This is a genomic window from Kiloniella sp., from assembly GCF_965205715.1.
Lineage (GTDB): Bacteria > Pseudomonadota > Alphaproteobacteria > Kiloniellales > Kiloniellaceae > Kiloniella.
Genome location: NZ_CBDBHW010000013.1, coordinates 1 through 19,618 on the forward strand (window position 1 = coordinate 1; position 19,618 = coordinate 19,618).

The following is a 19,618-nucleotide window of genomic DNA, read 5'->3' on the forward strand; positions in this document are numbered from 1 at the left end:
ATCGTCGAGCACCGACACGGTAAAGGTCTGGTTCCGCTCGTCCTCGGGCGCGTCGGCCGCGAAGGTCAGCGTGCCGCTCGTTGCGGTGAAATCATCCCCCGCGGTTGCGGTGCCCGCTGCGGTGGCATAATCCACCACCACTACCGCGCCCGCTGCATCCAACAAAGTCACCGTGAAGGTGGCGTCTGCGCCCTCGTTCACGCTGCCGCCGCCGGAAATCGCCACCGTGATGTCATGTACAATGCTGACCGGGTCGCTGGTCAGGCGTTCATTGTTGCCGGCATCATCGGTAAAGCTGACCCGTACCTCAATATCCGCGCCCAAATGCGCCGACGCCAGGACCAGGGTCTGCGCGGTCGCACCGCTAATGGTCCCGCCATCCGCCAGCCATTGATAGGTGAAGGTCGCGTTCGTAAGGCCATCGGCATCCGCAATCGCCCCGGTCTCCGCCGTCAGGATCTCCCCGACCCGAGGCACGCCGCTGATCGTCGGCAGACCAACAGGCGCATCATTGGTGTTGGTGACGGCGATATCGAAGGCGGGCAGCGCGACCGGCGTGGCGATGATGCCATCGGTGACGCTGATCACGATGTCCTCGTAGTCGCCGACATCGGCGTTGACGGGCGTGCCAGTCAAGGCCCCGGTTGTGGTGCTGAAACTGGCCCATGACGGCATGTTTGTAATCGCATAGGTCAGCGTGTCGCCATCATCGTCGGCACCGGTTGGCGTGAAGCTATAGGCGCTGTCTTTGGCCACGCTTGTGGCGGGCGTGCCGCTGATGGTGGGCGCGTCATTGACATTCACCACAGCACTGGTGGCCGCACTCGTCAGGCTCTCTGGAGTGCCGCGATCATCCGTGTAGCTGACGGTGACGCGGATGCCGTTGCCAACCTCCGCCTGGGTCAGAACATAGGTGCCGGAGTCCGCGCCGGAAATATCCACCCCATCCGCCTGCCACTGATAGCTGAAGGTGGCCGATAACAGACCATCCTCATCGGTGATCGCATCGGTCACCGCCGTCAGCGTCTCATCCTCGGTCGCCGTACCGGTAATAGTCGGCAGACCAACAGGCGCGTCATTGACATTCAACACCGGCCCACGAACAAATGAACGTCTCGGTGTCTCAAGGTTACCTCCAGAATCCCTGAAGGTAACTATGACGCCGATATGCTTTCCGACCTCAGCCTGGGTCAGAGTGTAAGTCTTCGTGGTCGCGCCGGCGATTGTGCTGGGATGTCGATCCACAAGACCATCTAGGGCTTGCCACTCATAGGTAAAGACGGGCGGATCAGGCATACCATTCGCATCAGTAATCGCATCGGTCACCGCCGTCAGCGTCTCATCCTCGGTAATCGTACCGATGATGCTCGGGAAACCCTCGTGCCGGATGTTCGCTTCCCCCACTTGCGTTGGCGCACTGGTCACGCTCTCGGGGGTGCCGCGATCATCGGTGTAGCTCACGGTCACGCTGATCGTCTTGCCGACATCGGACTGCTGCACGGTGTAAAATGCGGAGGTCGCGCCGACGATCGGCGTGTCTGTTCCCTGGAAGCGTCTACTCCATTGGTAGGTAAAGGTGGCAGCGCGCAGACCATCCTCATCGGTAATAGCAGAAGTACCAGCTAAAAGTGGGTGCCCAGGTTCCGGCGCCCGACCCGCCCCCGCAAGATTCGTAATAGTCGGAAGACCAACCGGCGCGTCATTGGTGTTGGTGACGGCGATATCGAAGGCGGGCAGCGCGACCGATGTGGCGATGATGCCATCGGTGACGCTGATCACGATGTCCTCGTAGTCGCCGACATGGGCGTTGGCGGGCGTGCCGGTCAAGGCCCCGGTTGTGGTGCTGAAACTGGCCCATGACGGCAGGTTTGTAATCGCATAGGTCAGCGTGTCGCCATCATCGTCTCCGCCGGTTGGCGTGAAGCTATAGGCACTGTCTTCGGCCACGCTTGTGGCTGGCGTGCCGCTGATGGTGGGGACGCGGTTCTGCGCATTGACTGCTGTTCCCGAGATCATCAGGGAGAGGAGCGCCACCGCGCAGAACCGCACGGTGGCTATGAAGGCGGTTGCCTGATTTTGTTGCAAGCCAAGATTGCGCATGCTCTTTCTACCTATCGTTGGACAGAGTTATCGGGTACTGTTTTGGGTTTGGCTCTCTTGGAGTGCCCACCGGCCCTGAACCTCGAAGCGAGATGTCCATGTTTTGTATCCCTAAAATTTGAACACCAGCCCCAGTTGTCCTGAAATGGCCCCTTCACCGCCCGATGTCTTGGCATATTCGATGTCACCCCCCATGGTGACAGCGTCTGCGATTTTGTAACGCATATTAACCCCTGCATAGCCGCCAGGGATGGTCTCATCACCAGGTATACGGTAAGAGATTGGGGCGCCTGTGCCAAGATGTGCCCCTACACTGTCCTCTCCGTAATACGTGAACGTTGCGCCGCCGCGCAGTTCAATCTCTCCCTGAGCATCTAAAAAAGATTGCGCGACCGCCAGTTGCAGGCGACCATCAACAATATTCACGCTCCGGCTATCGAAGTTTATATTGGAGTTTGTCGTGCCGGTCTCGGTGTAGGCGCCATAATACCCATAAGTGTAGCTGATCTTTGCACTAGGACGCAATTCAGTCCCCCAGTCGCCGAGTTCCTCTGACCACTCAAGGGCCAGAGACGGGCTAATATAGGCGCTGTTGTATTCCCCGTCAGCGATTTCATATCCGACCAGATTGTCCAGCACGGTGCGGGCACTGTCATGGCGGGCATAACCGAGAACCACCGAGCCATCAAGGTTGAGCCTACCCATTGACTGTTGACCATAAGCTCCAGCAAAGGCGTAAGTGGCAGAATCCTTGATGGAAGTAACTTCGGTGGTTTTGATCTGGTCCTGACCAATTCCGGCGACTATACCAACCCTCCGGTCGCCGTCCAGAGTGGTGTCGAAACCACCTGTCGCACCATAAAGTCTATGACTCCAGGCTAACGCCAGATCGTCTTCATTACGCTCGGAACGGATGCCGAACAACGTACCCCAGCTGCCACTGCCTTCCATAGATGCGGGATGACGGGCATCCAGGCGCTGAAACACCTGCCGCTGTATCTGCCCTGTCATCGCGCCCAGTGCTATACGGGTTGCGGACGAACCAGTCGGGTCGATTACAGCCACACTATCGCCAGTGTTACTCACTAATTTGGGTAATCGAAGTATCCGCGCGTCTTGATCCGCATTCTTCAGGTTAATGGTCTCTGCCCCGCCGATAGTGAAGGTCGACGAGCTTTGGGTATCATTCACCCAAATTTTGGCGACATCATTATCACCTTCGCTGTCTCCCAGATTGAATTCCCCTTGCGTTTCCGCGCCAGCTGACAGGGTCAGAATCTGGTTGGTATCATCGCCACCGTGCACCACATAGGCTCCCTCACCGCTGACAGACACCTTGCCCTCGATGGTGATCATCGCACCATCGCCGGTTGCCTGAATGCCGTGCGCCTCATTACCCTCCGTTGAGATAGCTCCGGTTGCGCCTAAGGTGATTGTCGCGTTAGCGTCAGCTGCGCGAATGCCGTGAGCCCTCTCACCGCTCGTTGTGATCGAGCCAGTGTTGGAGATTGTCGCGTTAGCGCCAGTTGCGCGAATGCCTTCTGCGTCAACACCGCTCGTTGTCATCGAGCCATCGTTGGTGATTGTTGAGTCATCGCCATTCGAGCGAATGCCGCCCGCGTTCTCACCGCTCGTTGTGATCGAGCCAGTGTTGGAGATTGTCGCGTTAGCGTCAGCTGCGCGAATGCCGTGCGCGCTATTGCCGCTCGTTGTGATGGTTCCAGTGTTGGTGATCGTCGCGTCAGCGCCAGTCGAGAAAATGCCTTTCGCGCCAACACCGCTCGTTGTGATCTCGCCAGTGTTGGAGATTGTCGCGTCAGCGCCAGTTGCGCGAATGCCTTCTGCGTCAACACCGCTCGTTGTGATATCGCCATCGTTGGAGATTGTCGCGTCAGCGCCAGTTGCGCGAATGCCTTCTGCGTCAACACCGCTCGTTGTGATATCGCCATCGTTGGAGATTGTCGCGTCAGCGCCAGTCGCTTGAATGCCGTGAGCCCTCTCACCGCTCGTTGTGATCTCGCCATCGTTGGAGATTGTCGCGCTTGTACCTTCCGAGCGAATGCCGTAGGCGTTATTACCGCTGGTCGTGATCGAGCCCGTCGCACCAACGGTGATTATCGCGTTATCGGGGACTCCATCGTCTGACGACACGTTAGTCGATTGAACGCCGTGGCCCCCCTCGCCGGTCGTAATGATCGAGCCATTGATGGTGATTTTTGCGTTCTCGTGGGTTGACCTAATGCCGTGCGCGCCACTGCCGCCGCCTGAGAGTTCGGCGCTGGTTGTGATCGTGCCGTTTTCACCCAAGATGATTTCCGCGTCATTGCCGGTTGATCGGATACCTGCCGAACGCGATCCGAGCGTTGTGATTGTGCCATTGTTGGTGATTATCGCCTCAGCGCCATCTGCGATAATGCCGTCCGAGGTTTCATCGTTTGTTGTGATTGTGCCATTGTTGATGATTGTTGTTTTATCTTGTGTTGAGCCATCGCCAGTCGAGCTAATGCCGCGAGAGCTAGGACCGTCCGTTGTGATTGTGCCATTGTTGATGATTGTTGGACTCTCACCACTTGAGCTAATGCCTTGTTGTAAGATTCCGCTTGTTGAGATTGATCCCGACTCGGTAATGGTGATTTCCGCGTCACCGCCTGAGCTTGACACGGTGCTCGTTCTGGCATCATCGATGGTTTGTGCTGCTGCGGCCCATGGCAGGGAAAGTATAGATACTGTGGTTAAGGTGGTGAGGTATGACACACCACATCTAGTACGTTTATATTTTGGCATTTATGTTTCCCCACCATGTGTTAATTTTAGAGCATTAGCCTATCTTTAAGCCCTAATCAAAAAAAATATGTATTTTTATTAGATAATATTTGAAATGTATTAGAAAATCTGCTTATCAGCAAAAGATTATTGCCATAATTGTATGTCGAAAGTAATATTAATGGCGTTTATACGATCACACATTGTCGTATAAAGATAAAGAGGTAAATTACAATGTCCATGATGCGAAAAACAATAACCATCCCAAATGCAATGGACGGATGGGTGAAATCCCAGATTGAGAGTGGCCGTTATGGAAATGATAGCGAATATTTTCGAGATCTGATCCGACGTGATCAGGATAAGAATATTGCCGAGTTGCAGCTAGTTTCTTTGAATAAAAGACCCACGCAGAAATATCCGAAAAATAAACCCAAAAGAGTGCTGTGATCGGCTATGCCCGCGTTTCAAAAGCAGACGGCAGCCAGTCGCTCGACTTAGGGTGACTTGCAACACGATGCGCTGACCTCAGACGGCGTTGACGTTGCCAATTGCTATTCGGATCTCTTGGGAACACATCAATATGCTCGGCGAGTATGATTTCTCTGACGAAACGCTCAAGGATTCAATGAATATTCTCCTCCTAAAACGTGATCTGGATTTCGCACGTCATTTAGGAGGAACAAGAATTGATCAAACCAAGGTCAATTAAGGTTGGGTGCAAAATTCGGCACTTCTCCGCTTTGTTGAGTAGATTTAGGATTTCAAATAGAGCATAGATTGATTATCTGGAATGGATGATTGTCTAATTTTGAGTTTGAAGTATTCGGTATCCTTGATGCCTCTGGCTCGCTTACGGATCATTCCTATACTGACATTACCAGCCTCTATCCTGGCGCTTGTGAGCTTGTGTTTGGCGTAGTTGCAGATGCCCACACAATGTTTCCGTAGGGATTTCGCGAACTTTTTTAGATAGAGCATCTGTGACTGATCTGCTATCAGGCACCAACGTTCCAGTTGCTCCGCCATCGCCTCAAATGAAGCGGCACTCCACAGCAGCTGAAGCTGTTCTTTCAAGACGTAAAGTGCATTCAGGTTGCTATTGCTCTCCAGCAACCTTTGCAGCTTGTCACTTTGTTTTTCACTCAACTTATCCGCATTTTTGAGCAACAGATAATGTGTCCCTTTCATCAACTCTTTACCACTTGGATCGGCCTTTCTGAACTCAAGTCGACGCTGATTATGGATAGCTTTGCTGTAGTTTTTCATGACGTGGAAACGGTCAAATACTATGTCGGCCAACGGCAAGGACTCTCTGACAGCCTTTTGGTAGGCAGGCCCCATATCCATCGCTACGGCCTTTATTTTGCAGGCTGTATCTGGTTGCAGTTGTTTCAAAAACCTTGAAAAAACCTCGGCAGTTCGGCCTGCTTCAACCCAGATCAGATGACCGCCAACCATATCGTAGACCACCGTCATGTAGTCATGACCTTTCGCCCGGGCAACTTCATCTACACCAATATATTCCAAGCCAGTTAGCTCTGCAGGATCAAGCGTAGGGAGAGTTTCAATAAGGTATGCCCTGTCGATATTCTTGACCGTTTCCCATCGTATATCCAAATGTCTGGAAACCGCTTGAATAGACATATGCCGACATAATCCACTGATCAGTCGGCAAAATCGGTGAGTGAAACGGCACCCTTTATCAACAAAATCACACCCCTCAATGCGGCGTTCGCCCTTGTTAATATAAACCTGCGCCAGCTCAATCTCGACCACACAAGGATACCCAAAAAGGGGGATGTCGTTTACTTGTCGGCGGACATGCTGGTTGATGCTTCCCTTCTGGCCTGTAGCAGGGTCTATAGCCCTCCTACGCGCGTCTCGGCTGCAGTGAATGACAATCTTAACACCGCCGTCATCCAGTTTAATTTCATTTACACGTTGCCCTTTGAGGCCTAAAATATGCTGCGAGATGTTGATTGTCATATACCTGCTCTATGTAAAGTTATCAGAAACCATACATATCAACAGGTTACTTGGCGGTCGGCATCTTTTTCTACTCAACAAAGCGGAGAAGAGCCTCTTTACAAATCAAAAGCCCTAACCCTGTTCCGGTTTCTCCCTCAGTGCCCGTGGTTGTGAGGCTATTTTCCAACCTAAACAATTGGTCCACTTTATCCTGATCGATCCCTACTCCGCTATCTTTCACACTTATATGAACAAATTCATCAATACACTTGCTACTGATAATGATTTCACCGCCTCGCGCAGAAAACTTAATCGCATTTCCGATTAAGTTTCGCAGGATCGTTTCAGTCATGTCACGATCCCCCACGGCATGAAAGTCGTTGTGAGAAGATACAACCCTCTGGTCTTTACTGTTTAACTGAGACGACAAGTCCCCCAATACTTTGGATATGATTTGGTTAATTCCCAAGTTTACAGAAACAAATTCGGTTTGATTCATCTGAACTCGTGACCATTCCAACAAATTCTCAAGTAGTTCATAAACTTGTTGGCCCGCTGTATGGATAGAACTTGCATAGTCGACGATCTCTTCAGAGGACATATTTTGGGATTTTGTTTTTATATATTCCGAATATCCCAACAGGGCATTAAAGGGGCTCCGCAAATCGTGGGCTATAATCGAAAAAAATCTATTCTTTTGTTGATTTAAGCTCTGGAGATCATCTCTTTGGTCAAGAATTTGCTTTTGGACCATTCGTTGCTCGGTCACGTCAGTCAGCGCCAGAACAAAACCTCCCCCAGGCGTTTTCTTCGAGGTAACCTCGTAATGTTCATTCTTATTGTTCGTGAATTCACTCTTTGTTTCATCACTCTCCAAAAAGAAGTCCAACCTTTTTTGAGCCAATACTTCGGGCTTGCCTGGACCATAGACACCCTGTTTTGCAAAAAAAGTGCCCAATTTAAGATAATGTGCCCCCTTAACCACAAGCTTGCGATCAATTCCCGAGTTTTCAATATACCGGTCATTCCAGATAAGAAGGCGATTATCCTTGTCGAACAGGGTTATACCATAAGCAACGTTCTCAACGATATCTCTCAGTAACATCGCCTGTTCTGTTAGCTGTATCTCTGCATCTGATCGTGCAATTGCATTTTCGCGAAAAACCTCTAGTGCCCGCTCCATCCCCCCGATCTCATCTCGGCGTTCAGAAGATGTCAAATCGACGGAGAAATCCCTGACCGACAAGCGGGTCATTGCATTGGTCATTTCAATGATGGGACGAGATAAACTCCGAGAGATAAATATCCCAAAAAATGTGACAAAAATTGCAATAAAAACAAATCCCACCATCATGGTTTGTTTCATGTGTTGTATAGGGGCCAGGATTTCCAGTTCATCAATTTCTGCAATCAATGCCCAATGGATGTCATTGAAAATGAAAGGCTCAAATGCTGAGAATACACTATTACCATCTCGATTTACGAACGATGCAATCCCACTTTTACCTTTGAGGGCGCGATGAACACTCTCTCTATCAACGATTTCTTTTAAGATTAGGGTTTCATCAGAAAACCTTGAATCGCTACGGCGAAGAAGATCCTTACCGACGATGAAGATTTCACCAGTCTTCTCCATACCAGCATCGACCTGCATGACATCGTTGAGACGATCAATTGGAATTTGAAAAGCTAAAACGCCCATAAAATTCAAGGAATCATCATAAAGCGGACTGGCGATAAAACTTGCTGGAATATTGTTACTAGGTTCATATTTTTCAAAATCTTCAATGATCAGATTCCGTGTTAAACCAAAATCACGTGCCGTTCGAAAAACTCGGCCAAGATTTGTTTGGCTCCAGGGACCATCATTGAGATTAGTTGCAAAATCCAGCTCTTTAGTAACTGTATATATAAGGTCGCCGTGCTCATCGAAAAGGAAGATATCATAGTATCCCCGCTCTTCTTGTAACTTCCGAAATACCGGGTGGTATTTTTCATGTAGGGCGCTGTAATGAGACAGATCATTTGCTCTATTTAGCTTTTTCTTCTGCCCTGGTGGATATGGGTTATCCAAAATATACGATTTTTGAAAATATACTTGTCGGTCACCTTCAATCGCATGCCACGCTGAAGACAGATTTTCCAAGGCCTCGATAACCATAGGGTTTTGAACCTGAACCCGTAAATCTTCCCCAATCAGGCCAAAATAATTTTCCAGTGCTTTTTTACGCGTCTCAAGTAGTGCACTAAGCTTTTTCCCCGCAGAATTATGCAACTCTGCAGATGTTGTCTTATAAGCAACAAACCCGGTAATGACACTTGCCAGTAATGCCAGCGTCACAATGACAACCGGATATTTTGTTGTTATCCGGAGATTTTGAAACATCTACATCCTATTCTTCTTGATGATACATCCTTCCCCTGCACGCCTCGCCTTACTATACGAACATACTCACGTATGTCACAAGAGTACTACCTAATTACCTAAAACTTTATAACGATTTACAATTTTTTGCTTCTCAGCCAATTAATATTTATCGCGCATAAGAATAAGGCATAATTTACCAACTAAAAGATATTTCCCCGAAAGCAATTTTGATCAAGACCCGCTGCAAAGAACCATTTATTCTTGCCGTCACAGGAGTATTTATGCCGATCAATAAAGCCATTTCCTATATGGAGAAAAACCTAGAACAGCATGTTTCACTCAAAGAAATTGCTGAAAAATCTGGCTTATCTCCTTATTACTTTTCCCGACTTTTCCGTGCCTTAACAGGCGAAAGTGTCATGAGTTATTTACGCCAACGTCGCCTGACTGAGGCGGCCAGAAAGTTAGAAACCCACAAAAATATCTCTCTGATTAACCTCGCAATGGATTATGGCTTCGATAGTCAACAGGCCTTTACCCGGGCGTTTAAACGTACATTTGGAGTTCCCCCCGGCAAATACCGCACCGGTGGTCACTCAATGAGTACCAAATTTCAACAACCCCTCAAGCGACCTTATTTCCTCGACCCAGGAGCACTCCCAATGGAACCCACTATTCGTTCAAAAAAATCATTTAAAGTCATTGGGATAAGCAAGGAATTTGGTGAGGAAGCAAGTGATAATCCGGCCAATCATTGGAAATCGGTTATCAACCGAGTGGATGAGATTGAAGGGGTTAAGAAAGACCGCGCATACGGACTTTGCTTGAAGGGTTCGGTAGAAACTTTACATATATGGCTGCTTTCGAGACCGACTCTCTATCAAATATACCCAAGGGTATGGAGGGTCTAACTGTTAACCCTGCAGAATACGCCGTTTTTACCTTTTGCATAAACGACCGTTCTCCCATTGGAGACCAATTCTCAACTGTTTATCAGGGTATATGGGGAAACTGGCTTCCAAACTCAGAATATACTTACGCAAAAACACCGGATTTTGAAATCTACGATCACCGTTTCGATGGCAACAGCTGCACTGGAGAGGTTGATATCTGGATCCCCATTGAAAAGAAAATTACCAATTGAACATCTAAAACTATTTACGGGTTAGGGCATTTCGTATCATTTAATGTCATGAAGTCATGATCAACTTGGTCACGAATCCCCCTCAGAACATCATTACCGAAGGTTTCAAAGTCAGATGACCTTGGGGAATTATTACGCCAAACCAAGCCGATTTGACGGCTGGCTGCTTTCATTCGGATTGGTCGGGCAACAACTTGTGGGTCGTTGACCATTTCAGAGCGAACATAAAGTCTTGGAAAAAAAGAAATCCCCATCTTCATGCCGACCATTTGCCGTAAAGTATCCAGGCTGGTGCCTTCATAATCAGCTTGCACCAACGCCCCGAGCTCAAGGCACAACCGTTGTATTTGTTCAAATAATCGATGCCCAACACCAAGGGAGAGAACCTCCTCATTTTTAAGATCTTCAGGAGTAATTACCTCTTTATCTGCAAGGCGATGCTCTCTCGACATGCCGATAAACAAAGGTTCTTCGTACAGCACCTTAGATTGAAAACTATCATCTTCGACAGGCAGTGCGGTTAATACGAGATCATGCAAGCCTTCACGAAGAGACTGTTCTAAAGCACGGGCTCTGTCTTCGCGTATATGTAATTTTAGCTTGGGATATTTTTGGTGTAACAAAGGGATAACATGGGGGAGCAGATAGGGCCCAACTGTAGGAGCCACCCCCAAACGCAGTCTGCCGCCAAGCATTCCTTTCGCAGATTTAGCTGCATCGCATAAATCGTCGAGATCACGCAAAAGATATCTTGCACGCTCGAGAAGGTCTTCCCCCACAGATGTAAGCTGAACCGCCTGGCGTGATCTTTCCAGCAAAATAACACCTAACCGGTATTCCAACTCCTTAATTTGATCACTAAGGGTTGGCTGGCTCACATTTAGTCGTTCTGCTGCCTTTCGGAAATGAAGGGTTTCCGCAACGGCCAGAAAGTACTCTAATTGTCTAATGGTTGGTTTTGCCATACAAACACTTATAATAGATAAAAACTATCAATACCGAACAATAAAACGATTTTACTAATCAAGCAATAACCACCATTTACTGTGGACTTAAGAATAACTGTAATATCTTGGCACTTTGGGAGCCCCTGTTATGCCATCCAGAATGATTAAAAACTTTTTACAACTGGAATCAGCGGGTGGGATCACCCTCATGCTTGCTGCCTTATTGGCACTTGTCGCCTCAAATTCCCCATTGGCGTCTCTCTATACAGGCATGCTCGAGGTGCCTTTTACCATTGCGTTGGGAGAGTTAGCCCTCTCAAAACCAGTTTTACTCTGGATCAACGATGGTTTCATGGCCGTCTTTTTCCTCCTAATTGGCCTTGAGTTAAAAAGGGAAATCCTGGAGGGGCAACTTTCATCTATGGATCAGATTGCTCTACCTGCAATTGCTGCAGTCGGGGGTATGGTCATCCCAGCGCTGGTCTTTGCCGGTATAAACTGGGGCGAAGGAACAAACATGGACGGTTGGGCTATCCCCACCGCGACTGATATTGCCTTTGCCCTTGGAATTATGGCCCTTCTTGGCAACCGGGTTCCTTTGTCTCTCAAGATATTGCTTACTGCCATCGCTATTTTTGATGATCTCGGCGCAATCATTATCATTGCCTTTTTCTACACAGCTGAACTCTCACTTATTTCACTGGCTTTGGCTGCCGTGGCTCTATTCGGTTTAGTTGTCCTTAACAGATCTGGCGTAACAGCCAAAACACCTTACATTTTGGTCGGGATAATTTTATGGGTCTGTGTTCTTAAATCAGGTGTTCACGCGACACTCGCTGGCGTTGCAATTGGCTTTGCCATCCCCTTGAATGGCAAAACTCCTGAGGACAAGAGCCCGCTCAAGAACCTTGAACACAGCCTACACCCGTGGGTCGCTTTCATGATTTTACCTATTTTTGCCTTCGCCAATGCAGGTGTGTCATTGCAGGGGATTACCATGGAAACAGTCCTCGCACCCCTTACTCTCGGTATCGCGGGTGGTCTGTTTGTCGGTAAACAACTCGGGGTTTTCTCGTTTATTTGGCTCTCGGCAAAAACAAAACTATGCCGACTTCCTGAGGGAATAAACTGGAGTCAAATCTATGCCTTGGCCCTTCTCACAGGTATTGGCTTTACCATGAGTTTGTTTATCGGTGGGCTCGCTTTCGAAGACCCTGCGGTTGCTGGACAAGTTCGAATTGGTGTTTTAAGTGGGTCCATACTTTCAGCGATTGCTGGCTTCTGCTTGCTTCGTTTTGGAGCACAACAAAGATCTCCAAGTACAGCTGACAACCAACTCAAGCCCTAAGGCAAGATCAAGACTTCAGCGCTCCAGAGCCCCAAACATTTGCCTATTGTTTGGGGCTCGATTTGTTTGCAGGTATCACCACCTCACCAGAAAGATTCATTCTCCCTCAGCCCTGTATTTTTCCCAACAACAAACAGGGTAATTCCTTGCTGGATTCTCGATAAAGGTTTAAGCTCCGCATCGGTCTCAACGGGGTGCCCACCAAGGGCTGAGAGGTTTCCCAAAAGGAAATAAACCCGTCGAACCTGAACCGGTTAATACCGGCGGAGGGAATTGAAGACTGGACGTAGATTGCTAACCAATGGTTACTCTCAACACTGTATATTCCAGATTTTTCAGGTCCTTGCCCGCCCCGCACATAAATGGAGCGTCGCATGATCCTGCGAACATTTACAGCTGCTATGGCAGCAACCGCATTCGCCACAGGCTTGAGTTTATCAGCCGTTGCCGATGAGAAAAAAACACTCACCGTTTACACCTATGATTCTTTTGCATCTGACTGGGGTGCAGGTCCAAAGGTAGAGGCTGCTTTTGAAGAAAACTGTAATTGTGATCTCAAATTTGTAGCCATTGATTCATCTGTCGGCATTCTCAGCCGTTTGAAACTCGAAGGATCGGACACATCCGCAGATGTTGTCTTGGGCCTGGATACAAATTTAACTGCCGAGGCTGCTTCAACAGGTCTCTTTGCCTCTAGCAATGTATCTCCTGATGCCCTTTCTCTCCCCATAACCTGGGAAGACAAAACCTTCGTGCCATTTGATTACGGGTATTTTGCCTTTGTTTACAACAGCAAGAAACTATCCAATGTCCCGACCAGTTTAGATCAGTTGGTTGAAGGTAACTCCGATCTAAAAATCATTATTCAAGACCCCCGGAGTTCTACACCTGGCCTTGGACTTATGCTTTGGGTGCAAAAGGTTTATGGTGACAAGGCGGCTGATGCCTGGAAAAAACTCTCGCCAAAAATCGTTACTGTCACCAAAGGCTGGAGCGAAGCCTATGGCCTCTTCAAAGACGGTGAATCAGATATGGTGTTGAGCTATACCACATCCCCGGCTTACCACATCATCGCAGAAGAAGACGATACCTACAAAGCTGCGATCTTTAGCGAAGGTCATTACGCTCAAGTAGAGGTTGCTGCTCAGCTGAAGAACGCTAAAGAGCCAGAACTTGCTCAGGAATTTATAAACTTTATTGCCACAAAAGGCTTTCAAAGCGAAATTCCCACCGGTAACTGGATGTACCCGGTTATTGACCTCGGTGACAAGTTGCCTTCTACTTTTGCGACACTTCCAAAGCCAGCTAAAACACTTCTCTTTAGCCCTGAAGAAGCCCACGCAAAACGGCAGGTATGGATCGATAATTGGCTTGAAGCGATTGACCGGTAAATCGGTATAAATCCATGCGACCAGTATCAAGGTACAACCTGACAAAAAGGTGGCTCGGGCTATTATGGCCAGGGCTCCTTAGCCTGGGGTTCATTTCCTTGATACTGGGCATGGCATTTTCAGGCCTATTCAGTCAAATAAATGAAATCGATCTTAGTCAGATATTTCAAAATAAGTATCTCCTTCGTGTTATTGGCTTTACGGTTTTTCAGGCAATCCTAAGTACATTGCTGGCGACAATTATTGCGATCCCGGTTGCCCGCGCCCTATCTCGCAGACCGCGATTACCGGGCCGTAAGATCTTTCTCCAACTTGCGTCGCTTTCTTTGATTATGCCCTCCATTGTTGGTGTTTTTGGAATTGTTGCTATTCACGGCAGAAACGGATGGCTCAACCAGTTTTTATCTCTTTTTGATATTAGCGCTGGTAATTATCTCTATGGGCTTACAGGCATTTTGTTAGCGCATGTGTTTTTTAATGCCCCGCTGCTATCGCGAATATTCCTTCAAACTCTGGAATCCCTACCCAAAGAATACTGGCGTTCAACAGCTCAACTCGACATGTCTGATCGGGACATATTCCGGTTAATTGAATGGCCCATGTTGCGTCGGGTTATCCCTGCATCATGCGGCTTGGTTTTCCTGCTGTGTTTTACCTCCTTTGCCATCGTTCTTGCCTTGGGAGGAGGCCCCTCAACCAATACGCTTGAGGTTGCCATTTATCAGGCTATCCGGTTTGATTTCGATATCCCAAAAGCCGTAATTCTGGCCGTAACTCAATTATTACTGTGCTTTCTCCTCTTATTTATCGGCAGCTATTTTTCTCGCAATATTCCATTGGGTAAAACAGAAGAACGCCCTTCCGTCCGTTTTGACGCAGCAAAAATTTCAGCAAAAGTAATGGATGCCTTCGCCCTTCTCGTTATGTTTCTTTTGGTCACCCCCCTTTACTGGCAACAATCAGTAAGGCCATGTCCCCACGAATTCTTTCCGTCTTATCAGACGAAAAATTATGGAACGCAGCTTACAATAGCTTGAAAATATCCTTAACCGCAGGGACACTTACCCTTCTTCTTGCGGTTGGTATCGCTCTTATGATTCGCAGCTTTTTACTTCCCACACGTTTGGGTAAATTCAAGATTTCGAAACCTTTAGCAACCGCCTCGGATCTTTCCGGAAGTGTCATTCTGTTGCTTCCCCCCTTTGTTCTTGCCACCGGGTTATTTATTATCCTGAAAGGCTCAACCAGCCTTAATACCTTGGCGCCTTTACTTGTGATCACTGTAAACGCCCTGATGGCATTACCATTTGCGCTGCGGATCATGATTCCCAGCTTTGAAACCTCTGCTCAAAAAAGTGACCTACTCTGTAGCAATCTGGGTATAAGAGGGCTCGACAGATTTCGCATAATCGACTGGCCGCAAAACAGAAAAGCACTTGGGCTTACTCTTGGGCTTTCAGTAGCCTTATCTACTGGTGACTTAAGTGTTATTGCTCTTTTCGGAACTCAGGATTTCACAACACTCCCTTTGTTGATGTTTCAAAAAATGGGGAGCTATCGGCTTGATGATGCGGCAATTATCGCTCTGTTCCTCTGTTTGCAGAGCCTGTTACTTTTCCTTGTTATCGAAAGAGCTATCGCAGGACATTGGCTTCCCCGCTCATTATCAATAGGAAAGAGGCCCGTTATTAAAAATGCCTGATAAAAAGGACTATAATTTGGGATTACATATTTCAAAGCTCTCTTTTCAACATAACGAAGCAAGAGAGACCTTGAACTTTGACCTGAAAATAAACCCGGGCGAACTTGTTGCTTTACTTGGTCCATCTGGTGTCGGGAAATCAACGCTATTAAGCCTGATCGCAGGATTTGAAACGCCCCTATCAGGAAAAATTACCTACAGTGGACAAGACCTCCTCCCTTTTCCTCCGGCAGAACGTCCCATTACCAGCCTGTTCCAGGAGCACAATCTCTTCGCGCATCTGACTGCCGCGGAAAACATCGGCCTCGGAATAAATCCCGGACTTCGGTTATCCCAGGCAGATAAAGAAGCGGTCAATCAGGCTCTCATTGATGTTGATCTATCCGGCTTAAGCAAACGCCTTCCCTCAGAATTATCTGGAGGACAAAGACAACGCGTAGCTCTAGCGAGATGTCTCGTGAGACGGCGCCCCATCCTTTTACTTGATGAGCCTTTCAGTGCTCTTGATCAATCTCTCAGAAAAGAAATGCTCAAGTTAGTAAAAAGGCTCCATCTAGAACATAATCTCCTAACCCTTATGGTGACCCACTTATCAGAAGATGCTGATGAAATTGCAGACCGCTTTATCCACCTTTCTTAAAATGATTCTTGTGATCGTCACAAAACGTTGAAGACCATAGCCTTAAGCAATTATCGCTTATAACTGGTGATCTTTCATAATTTGTTCTACAATCGTTCCCCTAACCCTTCTTTGAAATAGCCGTAAAACCGGAATTCTCATGCTTAAAATTCGCACACTACTTGCCGCAGCGACCCTGCTTGTTGCTGGAGGTTTATCCATTGCCAATGCCGCCGAACCATCCCGCCTGAACAAAATTCTCAATGCTGGAGAACTTCGGGTCGGCACGACGGGTGATTGGAACCCAATGACGGTAAAAAACACCGCAACGGGGAGTTATGAAGGCTTTGACATTGATGTCGTGACCGAACTTGCCAAAGATATGGGTGTTGAACTTAAATTTGTTCCAACCGATTGGAAAACCTTAATTAACGGTGTCGTTGCTGATAAATATGACATGACAACCAGCGCCTCACTCAACCCAAAACGCATGGCGGTCGCAGGCTATACCGACAGTTACTATCACGTTGGTACCGTGCCCCTGACTTTGAGCAAGCATCTCCCCAAGTTTAATTCCTGGGAAGACATCAACAGTTCCGACGTCACTGTGGCAACGACTCTCGGAACGGTACAAGAACAGCAGGCAAAAGATTACTTCCCGAAGGCATCTCTCATATCCGTTGAAGCTCCTGCTCGTGATTTTCAAGAAGTCCTTTCTGGCCGCGCCTTGGTTCACATTACATCGAACGTTGAAGCCGCCACCCTGGTAAAAAAATATGAGCAAATGGCAATTGTCCCTGTGCAAGAACCCCGTTCACCGACCCCCCTTGCTATGCTCGTCGCGCAAGACGATCAGGTCTGGATCAATTACCTGAACCATTGGATTGAACTGAAGAAAACCCGCGGATTTTTCAAGCAACTCGCCCAAAAGTGGAAACTTGCTGACTAAATTCCGTATGACCAATCGTTAAACAAGAAAGCGGGCTATTGCATAAATAGTCCGCTCTTTTACGAGCAAAAATGATGATATTTTATACTGTTGCCGTGAGTAACTACTGCGCAAAAGTAGAGCTCGTACTCGCTCTAAAGGGCATAGAAGCCGACCACCGTTCTCCACCAGGTGGATATGGAGGTGACAGCTATAAAGCCATCGTACCGACAGGGACTGTGCCTGCTCTGGTCGATGACGATCTTGTCTTAAGCGAATCAGAGAGCATCAATGAGTACTTAGAAGAACAGCACCCAAACCCAGCTTTATTACCTCGAGATCTGAAAGAACGAGCGAGCACCCGAATGCTATCGCGCTTTCACGACTTAAAGGTCGAACCCCTGATTAGAGCACTCTTCAAGCACATGACACCTTCTCAACGACAGGAAAGTGTTATTCTGGAAAAGCATCAGGAATTAAACCTACAGCTCAGTATGTTGGATCAAATCGGTCGCTTCGCCCCTTACGTTGCAGGAGATAAAATTTCTCTTGCGGACTGCGGGTTTGCACCGACGCTTCTTCTTGCAAAAATGATGTTTGAGACCGTTGAACAGCCTCTTATTCTATCCGACAAAATGAGCCGATGGCATGACCAGATATTACAACATCCGCTCGCAAAGCCTGTATTAATAAAATACTCGGCTGCGGTAAATGACTGGTTATCCTTGAAGCTAAGCTCTTGAAATAAATAAAGGCGGAGGTGATTTACAACTCCGCCTTTTGTTCCAGGTACGTCAGATTGGAGATCGAACGATATATCCTAGGCTCTAATGATACTATGACCCTGGAGTCTACTGCAAATAACGCTGATCACAACTATGTGATTAACGCCTTAATGAGATGTAAGAATCTTAGTTAAAATTTATTAACCAGACAACCGCATAACTATCATTTCAGTTATGCAATTTGCTCAGGGCTAAAAAAATGGGGCCCACATAATTAAATAGTGAGCCCCATTTATTATTAGAACATAGCTTCGACGACCCGATCAGGCGGCGTATGCCCATCAACAAAGGTTTTAATATTTATGATGACTTTCTCACCCATATCATAACGCCCCTCTATGGTTGCCGACCCCATATGAGGCAACAAGACAACATTATCACTGCGTTGTAGCTTTGGATTTACGGCTGGCTCTTGCTCAAATACATCGAGGCCTGCGCCAGCGATATCCCCTGCGTCAATCAAACGAGCGAGAGCATTTTCATCAATAACTTCACCACGGCTGGTATTCACGATGATAGCACGTTCACTCAATAACTTAAGACGGCGGCTCGATAACAGATGAAAAGTCGCTGGCGTATGAGGGCAGTTTACCGAAATCACATCCATACGGGATAACATCTGATCGAGGCTTTCCCAGTAAGTTGCTTCGAGTTCTTCTTCGATATCAGGGTGAACTCTGCGGCGATTGTGATAGTGGATAGAAAGACCGAAACCCTTGGCCCGTCTCGCAACAGCCTGGCCAATCCGGCCCATCCCGATAATTCCGAGACGCTTTCCCCAAATGCGATGCCCCAACATGCCCGTCGGGCTCCAGCCGGTCCATTCGCCTGATTTAATCAGCTTCACACCCTCTGTCAGACGGCGTGAAACAGCGAGGATAAGTGACATTGTCATGTCAGCGGTGTCTTCGGTCAAAACACCAGGGGTATTTGTTATGGTAATGCCACGTTGGCGGCAGGTTTTGAGATCAATATGATCTACTCCTGTCCCAAAAGACGCGATCAACCTCAAGTTGGGTCCAGCTTGAGCAAGTACTCCTGCATCAACTCGGTCCGTAACCGTCGGCACCAATACATCGGCTTCTTTAACCGCCGCAATTAGCTCTTTTTGTGAAAAAGGTTTGTCATCTAAATTAAGCCGACAATCAAAAAGCTCCATCATCCGAGTTTCAATCGCATCCGGAAGTCGCCGCGTGACGATTACGAGGGGTTTTTTCTGAGTCATGTGCCTATGGGGCCCCGTTGCTGGTACTTACGAGCAAGCCTTATCGTTGTATTTTACTAGCCTGCATGTTTGCTGTGTTAGTTTATGCCGTGAACGAGGGTTTTGCCAAGAGACAGAAACAGTTGTTTCGATAAATTCTAGCCAGTTTGGCAATCAATAGGTAATCTCGCCGACAAGGAACCCATTGTTATTATGTACACAGAATTAACGAGATGATGAAAAGCCTGCGACCTCAGTCACTATTGAGGACAAGAAAACCAACGCCTCAACGTATAAGCGCTCTTGGAAAGACCTTAATTGGTTTACTTTTCACGGCGTCTTTATGGC

17 protein-coding genes, 1 pseudogene and 1 riboswitch are annotated in these 19,618 nt (G+C 47.9%); of the genes and pseudogenes, 12 read left to right on the forward strand and 6 right to left on the reverse strand.

The genetic code is table 11. The features are described 5' to 3' along the window. Positions 1 to 2,100, reverse strand: a 2,100-nt coding sequence (locus tag ACOGW3_RS11130; RefSeq protein ID WP_419903038.1) for a putative Ig domain-containing protein, incomplete at its 3' end; no start/stop codon positions are given. A gap of 111 nt (positions 2,101 to 2,211) precedes the next feature. Then, a complete protein-coding gene (locus ACOGW3_RS11135) occupies positions 2,212 to 4,884 on the reverse strand; it encodes an autotransporter outer membrane beta-barrel domain-containing protein (protein ID WP_419903039.1) in 2,673 nt (890 codons plus the stop codon). A gap of 222 nt (positions 4,885 to 5,106) precedes the next feature. Here ACOGW3_RS11135 and ACOGW3_RS11140 point away from each other — a divergent pair, with 222 nt between their 5' ends. Next, on the forward strand, positions 5,107 to 5,313 hold the full coding sequence (locus ACOGW3_RS11140) for a ribbon-helix-helix domain-containing protein (protein WP_419904038.1): 207 nt from the start codon (positions 5,107 to 5,109) through the stop codon (positions 5,311 to 5,313). Further along, positions 5,310 to 5,430 (forward strand): annotated as a pseudogene (locus ACOGW3_RS11145) (transposon DNA-invertase); the annotation flags it as partial. The gene ACOGW3_RS11140 and the pseudogene ACOGW3_RS11145, both read left to right, overlap by 4 nt. A gap of 189 nt (positions 5,431 to 5,619) precedes the next feature. On the opposite strand, the gene ACOGW3_RS11150 reads toward ACOGW3_RS11145, so the two are convergent. After that, positions 5,620 to 6,852 carry an ISL3 family transposase gene (locus ACOGW3_RS11150; protein WP_419901077.1) on the reverse strand — a complete coding sequence of 411 codons (1,233 nt, stop codon included), beginning with the start codon at positions 6,850 to 6,852 and terminating at the stop codon, positions 5,620 to 5,622. On the opposite strand from ACOGW3_RS11150, the gene ACOGW3_RS11155 reads away from it, so the two are divergent. Then, entirely contained in the window at positions 6,839 to 6,970 is a 132-nt protein-coding gene (locus ACOGW3_RS11155; protein WP_419903040.1) for a hypothetical protein, read from the forward strand. The two genes, ACOGW3_RS11150 and ACOGW3_RS11155, sit on opposite strands and share 14 nt — an antisense overlap. Here ACOGW3_RS11155 and ACOGW3_RS11160 read toward each other — a convergent pair. Beyond that, positions 6,923 to 9,220 (reverse strand): PAS-domain containing protein, encoded by a 2,298-nt coding sequence (locus ACOGW3_RS11160; protein WP_419903041.1) that lies wholly within the window; start codon positions 9,218 to 9,220, stop codon positions 6,923 to 6,925. The two genes, ACOGW3_RS11155 and ACOGW3_RS11160, sit on opposite strands and share 48 nt — an antisense overlap. A 263-nt stretch (positions 9,221 to 9,483) precedes the next feature. Between ACOGW3_RS11160 and ACOGW3_RS11165 the strand changes: the two genes are divergently transcribed. Both ACOGW3_RS11165 and ACOGW3_RS11170 read left to right on the forward strand, forming a co-directional pair. After that, complete coding sequence (locus tag ACOGW3_RS11165; protein WP_419903042.1) at positions 9,484 to 10,113, forward strand: helix-turn-helix domain-containing protein; 630 nt, start codon at positions 9,484 to 9,486, stop codon at positions 10,111 to 10,113. Beyond that, positions 10,056 to 10,346, forward strand: a complete 291-nt coding sequence (locus ACOGW3_RS11170) for a GyrI-like domain-containing protein (RefSeq protein WP_419903043.1) — start codon at positions 10,056 to 10,058, stop codon at positions 10,344 to 10,346. The genes ACOGW3_RS11165 and ACOGW3_RS11170 overlap by 58 nt, the downstream gene beginning before the upstream one ends. 14 nt (positions 10,347 to 10,360) lie before the next feature. Here ACOGW3_RS11170 and ACOGW3_RS11175 read toward each other — a convergent pair whose 3' ends face one another. Beyond that, complete coding sequence (locus ACOGW3_RS11175) at positions 10,361 to 11,311, reverse strand: hydrogen peroxide-inducible genes activator (protein ID WP_419903044.1); 951 nt, start codon at positions 11,309 to 11,311, stop codon at positions 10,361 to 10,363. A gap of 130 nt (positions 11,312 to 11,441) precedes the next feature. Between ACOGW3_RS11175 and nhaA the strand changes: the two genes are divergently transcribed. The 7 genes from nhaA (at position 11,442) to ACOGW3_RS11210 (ending at position 18,024) form a co-directional block, all read left to right on the forward strand. Beyond that, complete coding sequence (gene nhaA / locus ACOGW3_RS11180) at positions 11,442 to 12,641, forward strand: Na+/H+ antiporter NhaA (protein WP_419903045.1); 1,200 nt, start codon at positions 11,442 to 11,444, stop codon at positions 12,639 to 12,641. 180 nt (positions 12,642 to 12,821) lie between these two features. Next, a riboswitch (TPP riboswitch) is annotated at positions 12,822 to 12,931 on the forward strand. Between the two features lie 84 nt (positions 12,932 to 13,015). Next, positions 13,016 to 14,032: a thiamine ABC transporter substrate binding subunit gene (gene thiB / locus ACOGW3_RS11185; RefSeq protein ID WP_419903046.1), complete on the forward strand. Its 1,017-nt coding sequence runs from the start codon at positions 13,016 to 13,018 to the stop codon at positions 14,030 to 14,032. A 110-nt stretch (positions 14,033 to 14,142) separates the two neighbouring features. Next, the gene (locus ACOGW3_RS11190) at positions 14,143 to 15,069 is read left to right on the forward strand and encodes an ABC transporter permease subunit (RefSeq protein WP_419903047.1); all 927 of its coding nucleotides are present in this window, start codon (positions 14,143 to 14,145) and stop codon (positions 15,067 to 15,069) included. Then, positions 15,066 to 15,734, forward strand: a complete 669-nt coding sequence (locus tag ACOGW3_RS11195; RefSeq protein WP_419903048.1) for a hypothetical protein — start codon at positions 15,066 to 15,068, stop codon at positions 15,732 to 15,734. The genes ACOGW3_RS11190 and ACOGW3_RS11195 overlap by 4 nt, the downstream gene beginning before the upstream one ends. After that, positions 15,727 to 16,374: a thiamine ABC transporter ATP-binding protein gene (gene thiQ / locus ACOGW3_RS11200; RefSeq protein WP_419903049.1), complete on the forward strand. Its 648-nt coding sequence runs from the start codon at positions 15,727 to 15,729 to the stop codon at positions 16,372 to 16,374. Before ACOGW3_RS11195 ends, thiQ begins: the two co-directional genes overlap by 8 nt. Before the next feature lie 139 nt (positions 16,375 to 16,513). Continuing rightward, positions 16,514 to 17,302 (forward strand): transporter substrate-binding domain-containing protein, encoded by a 789-nt coding sequence (locus ACOGW3_RS11205; protein WP_419903050.1) that lies wholly within the window; start codon positions 16,514 to 16,516, stop codon positions 17,300 to 17,302. Between the two features lie 71 nt (positions 17,303 to 17,373). Beyond that, positions 17,374 to 18,024, forward strand: coding sequence for a glutathione S-transferase family protein (locus ACOGW3_RS11210; RefSeq protein WP_419903051.1), 651 nt, complete (start codon positions 17,374 to 17,376; stop codon positions 18,022 to 18,024). A 280-nt stretch (positions 18,025 to 18,304) separates the two neighbouring features. Here the strand turns inward: ACOGW3_RS11210 and ACOGW3_RS11215 are convergent, their stop codons facing one another. Beyond that, positions 18,305 to 19,291 (reverse strand): 2-hydroxyacid dehydrogenase, encoded by a 987-nt coding sequence (locus ACOGW3_RS11215; RefSeq protein ID WP_419903052.1) that lies wholly within the window; start codon positions 19,289 to 19,291, stop codon positions 18,305 to 18,307. Positions 19,292 to 19,618 lie beyond the last annotated feature (327 nt).

What these genes read in the sequence shown, in the direction of transcription:
- ACOGW3_RS11135 (WP_419903039.1), bottom strand. Translation starts at nt 4,884, where the DNA reads ATGCCAAAATATAAACGTACTAGATGTGGTGTGTCATACCTCACCACC.
- ACOGW3_RS11140 (WP_419904038.1), top strand. Translation starts at nt 5,107, where the DNA reads ATGCGAAAAACAATAACCATCCCAAATGCAATGGACGGATGGGTGAAA.
- ACOGW3_RS11155 (WP_419903040.1), top strand. Translation starts at nt 6,839, where the DNA reads ATGTTGATTGTCATATACCTGCTCTATGTAAAGTTATCAGAAACCATA.
- ACOGW3_RS11150 (WP_419901077.1), bottom strand. Translation starts at nt 6,852, where the DNA reads ATGACAATCAACATCTCGCAGCATATTTTAGGCCTCAAAGGGCAACGT.
- ACOGW3_RS11160 (WP_419903041.1), bottom strand. Translation starts at nt 9,220, where the DNA reads ATGTTTCAAAATCTCCGGATAACAACAAAATATCCGGTTGTCATTGTG.
- ACOGW3_RS11165 (WP_419903042.1), top strand. Translation starts at nt 9,484, where the DNA reads ATGCCGATCAATAAAGCCATTTCCTATATGGAGAAAAACCTAGAACAG.
- ACOGW3_RS11170 (WP_419903043.1), top strand. Translation starts at nt 10,056, where the DNA reads ATGGCTGCTTTCGAGACCGACTCTCTATCAAATATACCCAAGGGTATG.
- ACOGW3_RS11175 (WP_419903044.1), bottom strand. Translation starts at nt 11,311, where the DNA reads ATGGCAAAACCAACCATTAGACAATTAGAGTACTTTCTGGCCGTTGCG.
- nhaA (WP_419903045.1), top strand. Translation starts at nt 11,442, where the DNA reads ATGCCATCCAGAATGATTAAAAACTTTTTACAACTGGAATCAGCGGGT.
- thiB (WP_419903046.1), top strand. Translation starts at nt 13,016, where the DNA reads ATGATCCTGCGAACATTTACAGCTGCTATGGCAGCAACCGCATTCGCC.
- ACOGW3_RS11190 (WP_419903047.1), top strand. Translation starts at nt 14,143, where the DNA reads ATGGCATTTTCAGGCCTATTCAGTCAAATAAATGAAATCGATCTTAGT.
- thiQ (WP_419903049.1), top strand. Translation starts at nt 15,727, where the DNA reads ATGCCTGATAAAAAGGACTATAATTTGGGATTACATATTTCAAAGCTC.
- ACOGW3_RS11205 (WP_419903050.1), top strand. Translation starts at nt 16,514, where the DNA reads ATGCTTAAAATTCGCACACTACTTGCCGCAGCGACCCTGCTTGTTGCT.
- ACOGW3_RS11210 (WP_419903051.1), top strand. Translation starts at nt 17,374, where the DNA reads ATGATGATATTTTATACTGTTGCCGTGAGTAACTACTGCGCAAAAGTA.
- ACOGW3_RS11215 (WP_419903052.1), bottom strand. Translation starts at nt 19,291, where the DNA reads ATGACTCAGAAAAAACCCCTCGTAATCGTCACGCGGCGACTTCCGGAT.